Genomic DNA, 16979 nt, shown 5'->3' with positions numbered 1-16979 from the left:
CAATCTGCCTAAAAGGCTTCCCATATTTTGTGCATGTTGCCGATGCCTTCAAATACAAAGGCTGGTACACTAGCATTGTAAACACTTACACAGGGAGGCTTTTACAGATGGCCGAATTAAAATTAGAAAACATTTATAAAATCTACGATAATAATGTAACCGCTGTAACCGATTTCAACCTTCATATCCAGGATAAGGAATTTATCGTCTTTGTTGGTCCTTCAGGCTGCGGTAAGTCGACAACTCTTCGAATGATTGCCGGTTTGGAGGAAATATCCAAAGGGGACTTCTCCATCGATGGAAAACGTGTAAACGATGTTCCTCCTAAAGACCGCGATATCGCAATGGTGTTCCAGAACTATGCCCTTTATCCGCACATGACTGTTTATGACAACATGGCTTTCGGACTTAAGCTGCGCAAATTCCCGAAAGATGAAATCGACCGCCGTGTTAAGGATGCGGCAAGGATTCTCGGCCTTGAGCCTTATCTTGACCGCAAACCAAAGGCGCTCTCCGGCGGTCAGCGCCAGCGTGTTGCCCTGGGCCGCGCAATTGTACGTGATGCAAAGGTCTTCCTGATGGACGAGCCTTTATCCAACCTTGATGCAAAACTTCGTGTACAGATGCGCGCTGAAATTGCCAAGCTTCACCGCCGCCTGAATACGACTACGATCTATGTGACACACGACCAGACAGAAGCGATGACAATGGCGACACGCCTTGTTGTCATGAAAGACGGGGTCATCCAGCAGGTTGGTTCTCCAAAGGACGTATATGAAAAGCCGGAAAACGTATTTGTCGGCGGCTTTATCGGATCTCCGTCCATGAACTTCCTGACTGGAAAGCTTTTGGATGGCAAGTTTGTTGCCGAAAACACTACAATCGCCGTTCCAGAAGGCAAAATGAAGGTTCTTCGCGACCAGGGCTATGTCGGAAAAGACATCATCCTTGGAATCAGGCCGGAAGATCTGCATGATGAGCAAGTGTTCATCGATGCATCCCCTGGTTCAACTGTGAAAGCACACGTTGATGTGGCCGAGCTTACAGGTGCTGAAACGATGATCTACTCTTCATTTGAAGGCCAGGATTTTGTTGCCCGTGTGGATTCCCGTACAGACATTCAGCCAGGCCAGACAATTGAACTTGCTTTTGATATGAACAAAGTGCATTTCTTCGATACAGAAACCGAAAGCAGAATCCGTCCTTAACCGCGCCTAGCCCGGTTATCCTCGTTCGACGGCGGTACCATAATTTCAAAAGCTCCAGCACTTTTTCCAGTGCTGGAGCTTTTTCACTCTTTTATCATGATGACTTGATCGCTGCCACATTTTTGGCAGGCAAAAACATGAGGGCACTCCCCGTTTTTATAGTCGCTTGGGTAGCCATCCTCCAGCTTCATTTGGTCAATTGGCATATATGGACTATAATCATCGTAATACTCTGCTTCTCGCCCTTTGTTCTCCATTTCCGTCCCGCAATTGGGACACTGGACATCCACATCGCGAAAATTGTTGCACAGCGGGCACATTCCCATTTTTATTCCCCCCTGGTAAAAGCGTTGTATTCCTAGTTTGCGTCGCAGGCAGAGTTCTCTATTCAACCCCCTCCTTCAGGAAACAATTCCCTTTAAAAACATAAGAATAAACCTTAAAAATAAATCCATACTATGCTTAACAACAAAACAAAACAAGCTTTATCAAGGGACAGCAAGCCTTCATACTTCGGGTTAGGCAGGAGCAATGGCGAGTTAGTCATTTAATGGTTCAAATCCATTCTGACCCACCAAAATACAACAAGTGAAAACACAAAGGAGGAAACATTAATGCCGAACAACAATTCAAATCAATTATTGGTTCCTGGTGTTGAGCAAGCTCTTGAACAAATGAAGTATGAAATCGCTACAGAATTTGGAGTAAATCTTGGTGCTGAGACTACTTCCCGCGCTAACGGTTCTGTTGGTGGAGAAATCACTAAGCGTCTTGTAAGCATGGCTCAACAACAGCTTAGCGGCTTCCAGCGCTAATTAGGTAACTAAAAAAATTAAATTATACAATGGCTAAGCCCCCTTCTTTTGAAGGGGGCTTTCAATCGTCAAATCATTTTCTCAGGCTTCACCCATTCGGAATATTCCTCTTCTGTCACATACCCAGTCTTTAAAGCCGCTTCCTTCAGGCTCAGGTTTTCGTTAAAAGCGAGCTTCGCGATTTCTGCCGCTTTTTCATACCCAATATGGGGATTCAGAGCGGTAACGAGCATGAGTGACCGGTCAAGATGGGCTGAGATTGCTTCCAGGTCCGGTTCCAGTCCTACTATGCATTTCTCATCAAAGCTCCTCATGCCATCTGCAAGCAGCCTGACACTTTGAAGGAAATTATAGATAATCACCGGTTTAAACACATTCAATTCAAAGTTTCCCTGGCTTGCTGCGAAGCCAATTGTGGCATCATTTCCAAAGACCTGGCAGGCAACCATCGTCAGGGCTTCACTTTGAGTCGGATTCACCTTTCCAGGCATAATGGAGCTCCCTGGTTCATTGGCTGGGATTTTCAACTCGCCAATCCCGCTTCTGGGTCCGCTTGCCAGCCAGCGGACATCATTGGCGATTTTCATCAAGTCAGCCCCCAGCGCCTTCAAGGCACCATGCATGTGGACAAGTTCATCATGCGATGTGAGCGCTTGGAATTTGTTTGGCGCGGAATGGAACTCCAGGTTTGTCTGCCTGGAAATTTCGCTGGCGACCAGATTGCCAAATTCCTTGTCTGCATTGATTCCAGTTCCAACCGCAGTCCCGCCGATGGCAAGGTCCTGAAGATAAGCCAGTGCATCGGCGATCATTTTGGTGTCTTTCTCAAGCATGGCCCTCCAGCCGCTGATTTCCTGCCCGAGCGTCAGCGGCGTGGCATCCTGAAGATGGGTGCGGCCAATTTTTATGATTTCCGAGTACGACTCTTCTTTTAATTTAAGCGTGCTTTTCAGCTGCTGCAAGGCTGGCAGCAATCTGCCTGTAAGTTCCTGTACAGCCGCGATGTGCATCGCTGTCGGAAAAGTATCATTCGAACTTTGGGACATGTTCACATCGTCATTCGGATGGACTTGTTCACTTGCTTTTCCCAGAATTTCATTAGCCCTCCGAGCAACGACTTCATTCACGTTCATATTGGATTGGGTGCCGCTTCCGGTCTGCCACACTACGAGCGGAAAATGGCTGTCAAATTTGCCTTCCAGGATTTCATCACATGCCTGTGAGATAGCATTCTTCTTTGCTTCGGAGAGCTTTCCAAGCTTGCCGTTCACAACGGCGGCCGCCTTTTTTATACGGGCGAACGCGTATACCAGTTCCAGCGGCATCGTTTCAGTGCCAATCCTGAAGTTTTCCCTGCTTCTTTGAGTCTGTGCTCCCCAGTACTTTTCTGCCGGAACCCTTACTTCTCCCAAGGTATCCCTCTCAACCCGAAAATCTGCCATTCATATCCCTCCTGGTTGTTTTTAGACTATTCCCATTAATTATGATAACGCCTTTTAACAGTCTTTCACAGCAAGACGACTTCAAAACCAGGAAGGGAGATTTTTGGAATGTGGTGGGAGAGCTTGGCTTGGAATTCGGACTTGATTTGGGATTGGAGGTGTTTCCTGTCCGAATGTAGCTTGCATTCGGACTCAATCTGCCTTGTCGGGCCTCGGCTTGTCCGAATCAAGCCAACATTCGGACTCCTTCTCGCTTGGCGCGCCCCAGCCTGTCCGAATCATGCTCTCATTCAGACTCGATCTGCCTTGGAGAGCCCCAGCCTGTCCGAATCATGCTCTCATTCGGACTCGATCTGCCTTGGCGCCCCCCGGCCTATCCGAATCAAGCTTCCATTCGGACTCCTTCACGCTTGCCGGGCCACGCCTTGTCCGAATCAGCCCCACACACAAAAACTCGCCAGTTATTTCATGCGCATCTAGCCCCAAAAGCAAAAAGAGCCGGGCTAAAAGTCGGCTCTTTCTAGGCGCGTTTGCCTATTGTATAGCTGATAAAGTAAATCAGGACCATCATGCTGGCGATACTGAGGGTTACAGTGAACTCTTCCATTTCCGTATCCTCCTTTTAAGTTATTTGCTGCCTTAAAAGTACCATAGGAAAACGGAGTCTGTATGAACAAAAACGAAACGTTGTGTGACAATTCCGTGAAATCACCCGGGAGTCAAAATGCGCTCACTATCTTATCCTGCCATCGATCCTTGCTGGAGCTGGTACATTTGAAAATACTTCCCTTTTTGCTCCATCAATTCGTCATGGCTTCCTTTTTCAACAATTTGTCCGCGGTCAAGTACAATGATTTGGTCGGCGGTGCGGATTGTGGACAATCGGTGCGCAATAATAAATGTCGTCCTGCCCTTTTTCAGAACCTCCATCGCCTCCTGGATGACTGTCTCTGTTTCCGTGTCAATACTGGAGGTTGCTTCATCAAGGATAAGGATTGCCGGGTCAAAAGCCAGCGCCCGGGCAAAGGAAATAAGCTGGCGCTGTCCGCTCGATAATGTGCTTCCTTTCTCGATAACGGGTTCATCGAAACCCTTTTCCAAATTTTCAAGTACCAAATCCCCTCCTACACTTTTCAATGCCTGTTCCATCTTCTCCCTCGAAATCGCGGGATCACCAAGGGTGATATTGGAGGCAATCGTGCCTGTGAACAAATAGGGGTCCTGAAGGACAATACCCATATGCTTTCTTAATGTCTGGCGGGGTATCTCCTTTATATTTTGGCCATCAATCAAGATGCAGCCTTCCTGGCATTCATAAAAGCGGAAAAGCAAGTTCATAATGGAACTTTTGCCGGAACCTGTGTGACCCACAAGGGCAACTGTCTCTCCCTTCTTCGCTTCAAATGTAATATCCTTTAGGATATAATCATTTTCTTTATAACCGAATGACACTCCCCTAAAGGATACATTTCCCTGGTAACGCGGCATTTCTTCCTGGCTGACGTCGATTCCTTTTTCGTCCATAAGCTTAAAAACCCGCTCTCCTGCAACAAGCGCCTGTTCCAGATTGGCAAACTGGTTGACGATTCCCTGAACAGGATTGAACAGACGATTAATATAGTCAACAAAAGCATAGAGCATTCCAATTGAAATGGCAGAAGAAGCTTCAATCGCCTCCCCGCCAAAATACCAGATAAAAGCGACGAAGACCAGATTCCTCAAGACCCCAACAAGATTGTGGGAAGTGAGGGAATTCAGGCTTAGCAATTTGTTTTGATAGCTGAAATGCTCCGTATTCAGCCTTTCGAATTCGTTCTTAGTTTCTTTTTCACGGGCAAAGGCCTGAATAATGCTCATCCCCTGGATGGATTCATTCATCATCGCATTAATGTCGCTTACCCTGGACCTGATAAAGTGATTGTATTTGGATGCATACCTTCGATATAGAATCATCCATAAATATAGAATAGGCAGGAGCAGCAGACACCCGACTGCAAGCTTGGGACTAAGGATGAATAACGCAATATAAATCCCCGTGATATAAATCGCGCTTGTAAAAAAAGTCGAAAGGACCGTTACATACAGCTCACGGATGGCCTCCGTATCATTTGTAATCCGGGCAACTACTTTTCCTGCAGGGAGATTGTCAAAGTACTGGATTGGAAGCCGCTGTATTTGGCGGAACACATCTTCCCGGAGCTGTTGAATAACCCGGTTGGCGGATTTTTTCAGCATGTAGCCTTGCCCATATTGGAAAAAGGACGCAAGCACAACCAATCCGAAATAAAGGGCCAGCAGCTTGAGGATGGCTGACATATCCGGGTCTTTTCCTCCGGCGATGATATAGTCATCGATTATTTTCTTGGCGACAAACGGGCCTGCCAAATCCGCTGTTACCGCAACAGCCAGCATCACAAGGGCACCTATAATGATTTTTTTATAGAGAAAAGCATATCCGAGCAATCTTCTTCCTGTACTCATAACAATACCTCCTCTCCCAATCCTTGTGCCTGCTGCCTGGCATGCTGTTCGTTGTACCATCCAGCAGCTGCGAGCAGTTGTTCATGCGTGCCTTCTTCGACAATCCGCCCGTTATCCAGCACAATGATATAATCGGCATGCCGAACGGCAGACATCCGGTGGGTAGTAATAATGGTTGTTTTTCCTTGCCGTTCACGGCGGATATTATCAATAATCATTTTCTCGGTTTTTGCATCAACAGCGGATAGCGAATCATCCAATATCAGGATTTCAGGGTTCTTGATTAAGGCGCGGGCAATCGATATCCTCTGCTTTTGGCCCCCGGACAGGGCAATCCCTTTTTCTCCAACCAGGGTATCAAGACCTTCCGGCAGACGCTCCAGATCGGTTCGTAAAGCAGCAAGGTCAATTGCTCTCTCCAGTTCTTCATTTGATGCCTGGCGATGACCGAACATAATATTTTCTTTTACCGACCTGGAGAACAAGATATTTTCCTGGGGTACATACCCTATCCACTGTCTTGTCTGCTGGAGCGGCTGCTTCTCCAGTTCTACTCCTGAAACAAGCAGTTTTCCATCCCCCTGAGGATATTCCCTTAGCAGCTGCCTTACAAAGGTGGTTTTGCCGCTTCCGGTCTTTCCAGTAATCCCTAAAGTCTCCCCCCGTTTTAGGTGAAGCTTTATCTTATCCAGGTTGACACTTTTGGACAATGGATACGAGAAGGTATAGCCCGCGAAATCAACCTGTTCTGGTGAATCAAGCTTCAGCGGAGTGGCTGGATCCCGAACATCCTCTTTATAGCTAAGTGTTTCCAGAAGGCGGTCGAGCGAGGCATTGCCCCGCTGCATGACATTGATTAATTCCCCGACAGCAAACATTGGCCATATAAGCATTCCGAGATAGACATTAAAGGATACGAGGCTTCCAATCGTGATCTGCTGCCCAAAAACCAGGTGGGCTCCATATCCAAGGCCAATCAAATAGCTCAATCCTACGAGGATTTTAATCGTCGGGTCAAATAAGGAATCTATGGCAGCAACTTTCAAATTCTTTTCAAAGACATCCTCTGTCATGTCATGAAAGCGGCGCTGGTCTGCCTCTTCCTGGACAAAAGCCCGGATGACCCTGACTCCAGCCACTGATTCCAGCACTTTATCATTCAATTCTCCAAAGGAATCCTGCGCCTGGATAAAACGGGCATGGATTCTTTTGCCGTAAAGGTTCATCAGCAAGGCCATGATGGGCAGGGGCAAGATGGCGGCAAGTGTTAGTTTCCAGCTGACCAGGAAACCCATGGTAAGGATGATGGTAAGCATAAAGACGCTTGAATCAATCAGGGTAAGAATTCCAAACCCCGCCGTAATGGATATGGCTTTTAAGTCATTGGTCGCAAGAGCCATTAAATCTCCGGTGCGATTCTTTTCAAAAAAAGTGGGCGTCATTTTCAGCAAATGCTTCATAAAGCGCGACCGCAGCTTCCGCTCAATCAGGAAAGCACCTCCAAATAGCTGATACATCCAAACATAGGTGATCACATAGGAAACGGCTGTTATAAGCAGCAGCCAGACCAGATAATTGAGAAGGCCCGATGATGATATTGTCCCATGATGCATTTCGTCGATTGCCATGCCAATCAGCTTGGGGGGCATAACATCCAGAATGCCCACGAAGACCAGCAAAAAAATGGCAACACTGTACCGCTTCCAATTTTCCTTAAAAAACCAACCCAGTTTTTTAACAACTGTTAACATCTATTTCACTCCTTTACTAAACATCGTGATGAATGCCTTGCATGCCCTTTCCTCTATCACAAAGACATGAGCGCAGAATGAACCTATCCAAATTCAGGGAACAAAAAAGACATACCGCAGGCGCGATATGTCTTTTACAGGCAAGAGAAAAGGCACACAGGCATGCTTAAATGCAGCCTATGCCCCCGAGATCAGCAAATGTTCATGCCGGACATTCAGGGCAGGCTACTGTAATGAAGTTGAATAAAAACGGCAGTGACAGAAGTCCAATCATTTTGCAGCCCTCCCTTGATTTGGTAATTTTTTCTTCGCTTAGATAGCTTAGCACCGTTCCCCCTGTCAGTCAATTGGTTTTTTAATAATTCCAAAGAGTATCATATTTCGACACTTTTCTGAAAATTAATAAAAAAGAGTGTGCCGCATCTTGGAAACGGCACACCTTTATAAGGCTAGTCTTTGGTCTGTTCATCTGTGTCATCATCCACCGGCTCTTCGGGTTGCTTACCATCATCGGGTGGATTTTCAGCTTCATCTTTTTTCTCCCCGTCGCCATGAGGCGGGGGGGTGTCTTCCTTTTGGGGCTCTTTCTTTTCTTTTTCTTTTACTGTTTTTTGATCACTGCTGCCTTGGCCGTCTTTTTGCTCTGGAGCGGCTTTCTGCTGTTCAGCTTTTTTGGGGGCTTTGGCTTCGCCATCCTGTCCATCGTTTGCTTCAGGTGTTTTTTCGGCGCCTTTCTCCGCGGGTTTCCCTGCCTTGTTATCAGGTTCTTTCTCTTTACCGGAATTCCCCTTTTTAACTGGTTCAGTTTTTTTGGAAGCCTCCGCTTTTTTTACCGGCTGTGCTTCCGCTTTATTAGATTTTTTCACCGGTTCGGCTGCTTCTTGTTTAGGTGCTGGTTCCGGTTTTTTTTGGTCTTGCTTCTTTGCCTGGCTCACAGTTTCCACTTTCTTTTCCTTTGCAGCGCGGCCGTTTTGTTCAGGTTCTTTTTTATCCTTATCCTTTAGTTTTTTTTTGGATTCTTGCTTTTCATACTCGTCTATGGAAGGAACATTAAAAGAAGCTGGTTCAACATCCTTCAAGGCCCCCGTCATGAAATCCTTGAATACTTTTGCTGCGCCTTCGCTGCTCGTAGTGGTCAGGTAGTGTTCGGAATCGGTCTTGTCATATCCTACCCATACGGCGCCAACCAGCTGGGGGGTGTAGCCGACAAACCACTGGTCCTTGGTTCCGCGTATACCTTCAATCGGAACCTGTGTGGATCCCGTTTTCCCGGCGAGTTCCCTGTCAGGGAAGCGTGCTCCTCTTCCTGTGCCTTCTTCTACCACATTCAGGAGCATGGAATTGATTTTGTCTGTCACTTCTTTGGAAATGACTTCTGTCTTCTCTTCCTTCCATTCAGCAATCACATTTCCTTGAGAATCTTCAATTCTAGTGATAGCATGCTGCTCCGGCCTGACTCCATTGTTGGCAAAAGCGGAGTAGGCGGAAGCCATCTGTAATGGAGATACACCCGTGCTGAACCCTCCCAGCGCAATTGCAAGATTCCGGTCCTCTTTTTGGAGTGGGATTCCGAACTTCTCGGTTGCCTCCATCCCTTTGGCTACCCCGATTTCATCCAGGAGCCAGACAAAAGGCACATTCAGGGAACGCTTCATCGCTTCATGCATCGGGACATCCCCGCCGAATTTTCCATTGTAGTTGTTTGGTTTATAACCGTTAAAGTCGGTTTCTTCGTCCTCGAGCAAGTCTGTGACATTCCACCCTTCCTCCAGGGCAGGTGCCGCGACGGTAATTGGTTTCATGATGGATCCAGGCTGGGCTTTCAGCTTTGTGGCGCGGTTATAGCCACGGAAAACCCGCTCTCCCCTGCCGCCGATAAGCGCCCTGACACCGCCTGTCTTTGGATCAAGCAACACAGCTCCGCTCTGGACTTGCTGTTTTTCCGTGCCTTCCGGAAACAATTCATCCTTGCTGTATGTATCTTCGAGGGCAGTCTGCATGTTCACATCAAGCTCAGTATAAATCCGGTAGCCTCCAGTAAGAACTTCGTCCTGTGTCAGCCCGTATTCCTGAATGGCTTCATCGATTACATGATTGACGTAGGAAGGATATTTCCCTCTTAACGGGTCTCCCCCCTGTTCATTAAGCTCGATTTCCTCTTCCAAAGCCGCATTTTTTTCTTCCTCTGTAATGAAGCCATGCTGGTGCATCATGTGCAGGACAACATCCCGGCGTTCCATTGCCCCATCATAGTTTTTAAAAGGATCCAGAGCGGATGGAGCTTTAATCAAACCAGCAAGCACGGCAGCCTCACTGATCGTTACATCCTTCAGATCCTTGCCAAAGTAACCCATTGCTGCCCGCTTGATGCCATAGGACCCATTCCCAAAATAAATCCTGTTCAGATACATCTGCAAAATTTCATCTTTCGTGTATTGTTTTTCAATTTCCCTGGCAAGGAAAAATTCCTCGAACTTGCGCTCAAACGTTTTTTCAGAAGTTAAAAGTGCGTTTTTCGTTAATTGCTGGGTTATCGTACTGCCTCCCTCCACGACACCGCCCGCTTTAATATTTTTATATAACGCGCGGGCAATCCCCTGGTAATCAACGCCGCCATGTTCATAAAAGCGGTGGTCTTCAATGGCGAGGACCGCATTTACGATATGTTCGGGGATATCGTCAAAGGGGACCCCTTCCTGTTTATTGGCTGAAATCTTACTGGCCACATCTCCTTTGTAATCATAGATGACAGTCGAGTGCGAAAGTTCATCATTTAAGGCACTGACGTCGGCCCCTTCCGAATACACATGAAAAAAACTTAAAAAAGCCAGTACTGCAGTGGAAATGGATAATACCAGCACCTGATTCATATGGAATCTTCTCCAGCCTCTGATAAATCTAGTGATGAATGAATGATTCAACTGCATCCCAACCTTTATTAAATACTTGTCTTGGCCAGACCTTTTCCTATACCCAACTTTTCTTCAGATAAAAACAGCAGCCAAGCAATCCAGTAAACCTCCATTGGGAATGGCTGCTATGCACTGCTTTATACGTTCACGGCAGCAAAATAAAAGACTGCCGGTTTTTCCGGCAGCCTGAATTAAGAGATACATTCTTTTATAATTTCCTTATCGCGAGTACCCGCTCGAGAGTTCCGCAAAGCGCTCCTTGCTTTCCTGCTCACTAAAACTGCTGTAAATCCTGAAGTGGTCATGATCAAGGATCCGATAGTGCTGGCTCAGCAAATTCTGCTGAAGGACATAACCGTTCTCCCTGGCCAGCTCCCGCCACCACATTCTTCCTCCCAATGTCTTTGCCTTCCGGTAATCCCCGCCTTCATGCGCGATTGTTTCCAGCACTTCGAGGGGATCATTCCCCAGTATGAACTGGATGGTTTCCGTTTCCCTGAACAGCGCACAAATGGCCACGACTGTAGACCAGCTTGCATAAATCCGCCCTTTTTCAATCTGTACCAGCGTCTTTTTCGAGACTCCGATGATATCAGCCATTTTGTCTTGTGTATAGCCTGCTTCCGTCCTGACCATCCTCACCTTTTCCGACACTTTGGCAATGACTTCTTCCCTCATCATCTTTCGTCAGTCCCTCGATCGTATTTTAGTGTAATATTACACCTTTTTTCCTGGTTTTTCAAACAATCCACCTATTTTGTCTAAAATATCTGCCTCGACTGAAAGAACAAAATTTTAAAACATTGCCAAAACCAAAAAGACCTGCCCCCACTTCGTTAACATAGTAAGGTGCAGGCTCCATTTAGTTCTTTAACACTCTACTGTAGTGGGGGTCAGGCACCGTTTAGTTTGTTAACACTTTACTGTATCGGGGTGAGGTGTCTATTCAATTTAATGCTAGTACTCGGTTTAAACATCGAAAGTTGGTCGATTTAATACTAGTACTGGCATTAAATTTGCTGCTATAAACCTGGTACTGGCATTATCTCTAAACTTACCAGCATTAAATCGTGTCTAACCAGCATTATATTAACCCTTACCAGCATTAAATGTATACTTAATGCTAGTACTCGCATTATTTGCAACCCCGCACAGGTATAACATGACAAAAAGCCACAAAATATCCAAGGATTATTAGCAAAATAACACGAGATTAAATCGTAATCATCGATTAAAGAGCGATATTCGCAAATTCATGGAGAATTTGACGACTTATTTCCATTTAACATTCATAGATGACATTTAGGAGGGGACTTTCCCCCTCCCTCCTGGTTATTTATCATTGATATCGCCAGATGGTCCACAAGCTTTGCCGCTGCATGAGTTCTCGATTGCACAGGCAGCACATTTTCCCTTGCCCGACTTTTTAATGAACCGGTATAGGGCCCAGCCCGCATACCCAAATATGGCTGCGCCGATAACGAGATTAGCCAGCATCCCTCAATTCTCCTTCCTATCCAAGTCCAATCAGCTTTCCTCCCTGGTAGATGGCAAATGCCAACAGATAGGCAATTGCCAGGGCATATCCCATCGAAAAGGCCGTCCATTTTTTTGACTGTGTTTCCTTATAGATTGTGGCCACTGTTGCCAGACATGGGATGTAAAGAAGAATGAATGCCATAAAGCTGTAGGCTGCAAGAGGTGTATAGTATTGTGACAGCAATCCTTGCAGAGTCGCTTCGTCTGGAACATAGTAAATGATATTCATCGTGGAGATGATAGCCTCTTTTGCCAGGAATCCTGTCAAAAGCGAGGCCCCTGCCTGCCAGGTACCAAAACCCACCGGGGCGAACAGCGGTGCGAAGAACCCGCCAATCACGGCGAGATAGCTGTCATCCATTGAAGCTCCAATCCCGCCGGGTCCCGTATAGGAAAGCAGCCAAATCAAAACCGATCCCGCAAAAATAAATGTTCCGGCCTTTTTGATGAATCCTTTTCCTTTATCCCAGGTACTTCGCCATAGAGCCTTCATGCGCGGCAGCCGATATGGAGGCAGTTCAATGACAAACAAGGATGTTTGCCCCCTTAGGATAGTTTTGGAAAGGAGTTTTGCAAGGATCAAAGCGATGGCTACTCCGAGAACATACAGACTCAAGACAACCAGCGCCTTATGTTCCAAAAAGAACATTCCTACAAACAAAGCGTAGACCGGAAGGCGTGCTGAACACGACATGAGCGGGGTCAGCAAAATTGTCAGCAGCCTTTCCTTGGCCGTTTCAATTGTCCTGGCAGCCATTACACCAGGAACGTTGCACCCGAACCCTATCATCATTGGAATGAAGGCTTTCCCGTTCAGGCCAACCAGTTCCATCAAGCGGTCCATTACAAGCGCAACCCTCGCCATATAGCCCGAATCCTCGAGGAGAGAGATAAAAAAGAATAAAATGAAAATTTGGGGAACAAAAACAAGCACTCCGCCAACTCCTGCTACAATGCCGTCAAGGACAAGGGAGCGAATGAATTCCGATACTCCGAATGCCGACAGGCCTGCGCTTAAAGCCGAGGTCACCGGGCCGGCAATGACCGCATCCAGTGCATCAGACAGCGGAAAGCCAAGCCAATCAAATGTAAGCATGAACATCAGGTACATCATCGTAAGGAAAATTGGGATTCCGAGCACCTTATTGGTCACAATCCGGTCAATCCGTTCGGATAGCGGCATCCTTGCTGTACCACCCGGTCCAATAGTCACAGCTTCCACGATTCCTTCAATATATTCATTCCGTATCCGGTATATATGCTGTTCCAATGAATCCCCACCCCCGCCGTCCTTCAGCCGGGAAGCAGCAGCCTCAATAAAGCCATCCAGCTCCCTTTCTCCCAGGAGGGGGGCAAGAACCGCTCTCACATCCTGATTTCCCTCAAACAGCTGCAAGGCAAGCCATCTTGCCGGCATTCCCGCATTCATGTCTCCCAAAAGGGACTCGAACTCGCAAATGGATTGTTCGACCACTCTGCCATAGTCGACCAGCAAATTGTGCGAGAGCTTGACATGCTGGCCAGTCATCAGTTCGGCAAGGGCTTCGCACCCTTTGCCTGTACGGGCTACAACCGGTACAACAGGAGATCCCAGCAACTTTGACAATTCAGGAAGGTCAATTTCTATCCCGCGCATTTGGGCGACATCCATCATATTGAGTCCAATCACCATTGGCGCGCCAAACTCCAGCAGCTGGATCGTTAAGTGGAGGTTCCTCCTCAGCTGTGAAGCATCCAGTATATTCAGAAGCGCATCGAAATGGTCTTGCAAAAGAAAACGGGTCACGACTCCCTCATCCCTTGACAGCGGATTCAGGGAATACACTCCGGGCAGATCAATCAATTGGGCACTTTTCTGTTTGACAATGCCTACCTTTTTTTCAACTGTCACTCCACTCCAGTTTCCGACATATTCATAAGAACCTGTCAAATGGTTAAACAAGGATGTTTTTCCTGTATTGGGATTCCCGATTAAGGCAATATCCATTATATTCTCTCCACTTCAATCCTGAGTGCTTCTTTCCTCCGGATGGCGATGCATTGTCCACAGGATTCCACCATCACCGGACCGCCAAACGGCATGGAACACTTTATGCAGACTTCGGATCCTACAGATATGCCCAAATCAAGAAGCCTTCTGCGAACAAGCCGGTCCGTTCCTGAAATATCCTTTATTCGGCCCTTTTCTCCAACATTCAATTGCCCAAGCATTTTAATCACCTTTCATGCTTTATAATTGAGAATGATTATCTTTATTTAACCAAATTTTAGGATTTACTCATGTGACTTTCATCACACTTTTCGGCCCTGAAAATGATAATACCCGCAATCTCCATTATTTTGACATAACCTCCAAGCTGCCCAATCAACTGTCAATTCGTTCATTATTCACGGGGAATTTGGGTATGAAGAAGAAATGAAAGGTGAAAAATAAACTCTATTGTTCTGATCGATGCATTTATGCAACGCTGTTTGCCCCATAAGACAGTGTTTGTGTAGGCCCACATAACTTTGCTTTGATAGGCTTGATATGTACATACAACTGATGGAGGAATCAATATGGATAGGAGCGAACAGATTAAAGCAGGGGAAAGAGGAGCCTGGCTAAGCATAGGCGCTTATTTAATTCTTGCTGCCGTAAAGCTCACAGCTGGAAGCGTATGGAATTCCGAAGGTCTTTGGGCTGACGGACTTAACAACTCAACTGATATTGTAGCTTCAGTGGCGGTTCTCATCGGCCTGAGGATATCCCGAAAGCCTGCTGACCAAAACCATTTATATGGGCACTACCGGGCAGAGTCGATTGCCTCGCTCGTTGCGGCCTTTATTATGGTTACCGTCGGATTACAAGTCATCCTGGAAGGAATCCGTTCGATTTTCAACTCCCACGGAGAAGCACCAGACATTGTGGCTGCGTGGGTGGCCATCGCCTGTTCAGCAGCCATGTATGGTGTCTACCGGTACAATTTAAATTTAGGCCGAAGGATAAACAGTTCAAGCATTAAAGCCGTTGCGTATGATAACCGGTCGGACGCCCTGGTAAGCATAGGGGCCTTTATTGGCATAATGGGTGCCCAGTTTGGCATTCCTTTCATCGATACGATTGCCGGCATCGTAGTCGGTATCATCATCTGCAAGACTGCCTGGCAGATTTTCCTGGAGGCTTCCCATACTCTTACAGATGGCTTTGATGTACATTCACTTGAAAATATAAAAAAGACTGTCACCGACATTCCCGGCGTCCACGAAGTTACCGACCTAAAAGCGAGGATGCACGGCAACCAAATTTGGGTGGAGGCAACCATACGGGTAGATCCGGATTTGACTGTTATTAAAAGCCATGAAATCAGTGAAAGAATTGAAGTAAGACTGGAGAAGGAATGCAGGGTACAGAATGCCACCATTCACATCGAACCCTTTTCCGTCGACAAAAACAATTAACTGCCAGGTAATTTTCCTGGCGGTTTTTTTATGATTCTACAGTTCTTCCCAAAATTCGACAAAGGATTTTTTGCAATTTGGAAGAATTAGAATAAGGACCGATTAGGCAAAGTGAGGGAAACCACAAATGCAAGCAGTAACCCAAAAAAGATTGTCCGATTTTCTTGAATCGCAAAAAGAGCTACTGGTAGCCGACTGGAACAGCAAAGTGATTGTCGCTGCTGATGATCCGTACAAACATAAAATAAATTCGAATGCCCAGGATATGATTAACATAATTTTGGAAATCTTTTCGAAAAGTGATGATGAACTGGAGCCGTTCATCAAAAGGCTCGCCATTCAGATTGGCGAAGAACGCCTGAAAGCCAACATTAATATTGGGGATTTTGTCTACAATGTCAATCTGGGCAGGTCCATCATTTATGCGAACCTGCAAAAACTGAGGCTTGACTGGGAGCAGCTGCAGGAGTCCATAAACAGGATCAATTACTGTTTTGACCAGTTTCTTTATCATGCCGTATCATATTACTCAGAGCACAAGGATAAGATCATCGAGGAAAAGACCGAATTCATCAACTCGACCCATAAAGACCGGCTAACCCTTCTTGGCCAAATGACCTCCAGTTTCATCCATGAATTCAGGAACCCGCTCACGTCCATTCAAGGCTTTATCCAGCTGCTGAGGGCGGACCACCCTGACATGAAATACCTAGATATTATTAAAAACGAACTGGACCAGCTTAACTTTCGCATTTCCCAATTCTTGCTTCTTTCAAAGAAGGAACTGATTGGAAAGGAGAAAACCCATTTTTCGCTTAACCAGATGATTGACGAAGTGCTCGCTTTCCTCTATCCAAGCATCCTTGATGCAAAAGTAAAGGTGATGAAGGATACTCCCGGGGAATTGGAGCTAAACGGATATGCCGATGAAATCAGGCAAGTGCTGATCAATATTGTCTTCAATGCCATCGATGTATTGAGCCAATACAGGGACGACCCAAGAATTGAAATCAAATCACGCAATGTCAACGACACACATATTAAATTGGAAATAGCCAATAACGGACCCGCCATCCCCGACCATATGCTTAAATCCATATTTGAACCGTTTGTGACAACGAAGAAACTTGGCACTGGGCTGGGCCTATTCGTCTGCAGGGAAATCATCGAGAAACATAAAGGCATCCTTGCCTGCTCCTCCAGGCATGACAGGACAGAGTTCATCATCCTTCTGCCGTTGGCCGAGGATGATGATTAAGACACAAGAAAAGCGCAAGCGCCTTCGGAACAATCTAAAAGCGGATTGTTCCTGTGGAGCTTATTCTTAGAAGCTTCCCTTAGTGCTCAGCCCCGACAAGCGCTGGAGCTAGACAGTTATCTAAGTGCAGAA

14 protein-coding genes are annotated in these 16979 nt (G+C 46.4%); 4 read left to right on the top strand and 10 right to left on the bottom strand.

Features of this window, described 5'->3' with window-relative positions; translation table 11 throughout:
- Positions 1-107 precede the first annotated feature (107 nt).
- Positions 108-1208 carry an ABC transporter ATP-binding protein gene (locus ADU22_RS08660; RefSeq protein WP_053361785.1) on the top strand — a complete coding sequence of 367 codons (1101 nt, stop codon included), beginning with the start codon at positions 108-110 and terminating at the stop codon, positions 1206-1208.
- A gap of 83 nt (positions 1209-1291) precedes the next feature.
- On the opposite strand, the gene ADU22_RS08655 is transcribed toward ADU22_RS08660, so the two are convergent.
- Positions 1292-1534 (bottom strand): hypothetical protein, encoded by a 243-nt coding sequence (locus ADU22_RS08655; RefSeq protein ID WP_053361784.1) that lies wholly within the window; start codon positions 1532-1534, stop codon positions 1292-1294.
- A 288-nt stretch (positions 1535-1822) separates the two neighbouring features.
- Here ADU22_RS08655 and ADU22_RS08650 point away from each other — a divergent pair, with 288 nt between their 5' ends.
- Complete coding sequence (locus tag ADU22_RS08650) at positions 1823-2023, top strand: alpha/beta-type small acid-soluble spore protein (protein ID WP_053361783.1); 201 nt, start codon at positions 1823-1825, stop codon at positions 2021-2023.
- Positions 2024-2091: 68 nt separating this feature from the next.
- Here the strand turns inward: ADU22_RS08650 and fumC are convergent, their stop codons facing one another.
- From fumC to ADU22_RS08610, 9 genes are all read right to left on the bottom strand, one after another.
- Positions 2092-3465: a class II fumarate hydratase gene (gene fumC, locus ADU22_RS08645; protein ID WP_053361782.1), complete on the bottom strand. Its 1374-nt coding sequence runs from the start codon at positions 3463-3465 to the stop codon at positions 2092-2094.
- A gap of 738 nt (positions 3466-4203) precedes the next feature.
- Complete coding sequence (locus ADU22_RS08640) at positions 4204-5946, bottom strand: ABC transporter ATP-binding protein (RefSeq protein WP_053361781.1); 1743 nt, start codon at positions 5944-5946, stop codon at positions 4204-4206.
- Positions 5943-7697 (bottom strand): ABC transporter ATP-binding protein, encoded by a 1755-nt coding sequence (locus tag ADU22_RS08635; protein ID WP_053361780.1) that lies wholly within the window; start codon positions 7695-7697, stop codon positions 5943-5945. The genes ADU22_RS08640 and ADU22_RS08635 overlap by 4 nt, the downstream gene beginning before the upstream one ends.
- Positions 7698-7899: 202 nt before the next feature.
- Positions 7900-8025 (bottom strand): hypothetical protein, encoded by a 126-nt coding sequence (locus ADU22_RS25395; RefSeq protein ID WP_286132267.1) that lies wholly within the window; start codon positions 8023-8025, stop codon positions 7900-7902.
- A 121-nt stretch (positions 8026-8146) separates the two neighbouring features.
- Positions 8147-10567 (bottom strand): transglycosylase domain-containing protein, encoded by a 2421-nt coding sequence (locus tag ADU22_RS08630; protein ID WP_069187964.1) that lies wholly within the window; start codon positions 10565-10567, stop codon positions 8147-8149.
- A gap of 261 nt (positions 10568-10828) precedes the next feature.
- Positions 10829-11290 (bottom strand): helix-turn-helix transcriptional regulator, encoded by a 462-nt coding sequence (locus ADU22_RS08625; RefSeq protein ID WP_053361779.1) that lies wholly within the window; start codon positions 11288-11290, stop codon positions 10829-10831.
- A gap of 651 nt (positions 11291-11941) precedes the next feature.
- A complete protein-coding gene (locus ADU22_RS08620) occupies positions 11942-12106 on the bottom strand; it encodes a FeoB-associated Cys-rich membrane protein (RefSeq protein WP_053361778.1) in 165 nt (54 codons plus the stop codon).
- 16 nt (positions 12107-12122) lie between these two features.
- The gene (gene feoB, locus ADU22_RS08615; RefSeq protein WP_053361777.1) at positions 12123-14135 is read right to left on the bottom strand and encodes a ferrous iron transport protein B; all 2013 of its coding nucleotides are present in this window, start codon (positions 14133-14135) and stop codon (positions 12123-12125) included.
- Entirely contained in the window at positions 14135-14359 is a 225-nt protein-coding gene (locus tag ADU22_RS08610; RefSeq protein WP_053361776.1) for a FeoA family protein, read from the bottom strand. Before ADU22_RS08610 ends, feoB begins: the two co-directional genes overlap by 1 nt.
- Positions 14360-14707: 348 nt before the next feature.
- On the opposite strand from ADU22_RS08610, the gene ADU22_RS08605 reads away from it, so the two are divergent.
- Positions 14708-15589, top strand: coding sequence for a cation diffusion facilitator family transporter (locus ADU22_RS08605; RefSeq protein WP_053361775.1), 882 nt, complete (start codon positions 14708-14710; stop codon positions 15587-15589).
- Positions 15590-15716: 127 nt separating this feature from the next.
- Positions 15717-16847 carry a histidine kinase N-terminal domain-containing protein gene (locus ADU22_RS08600; RefSeq protein WP_053361774.1) on the top strand — a complete coding sequence of 377 codons (1131 nt, stop codon included), beginning with the start codon at positions 15717-15719 and terminating at the stop codon, positions 16845-16847.
- Positions 16848-16979: the final 132 nt, after the last annotated feature.

The sequence above is a fragment of the Bacillus sp. FJAT-27251 genome (assembly GCF_001273925.1).
In the GTDB taxonomy this organism is placed as follows: domain Bacteria; phylum Bacillota; class Bacilli; order Bacillales; family Cytobacillaceae; genus Mesobacillus_B.
The sequence above is the reverse complement of the archived record's forward strand: the minus strand, read 5'-3'. Positions and strand labels throughout refer to the sequence as shown.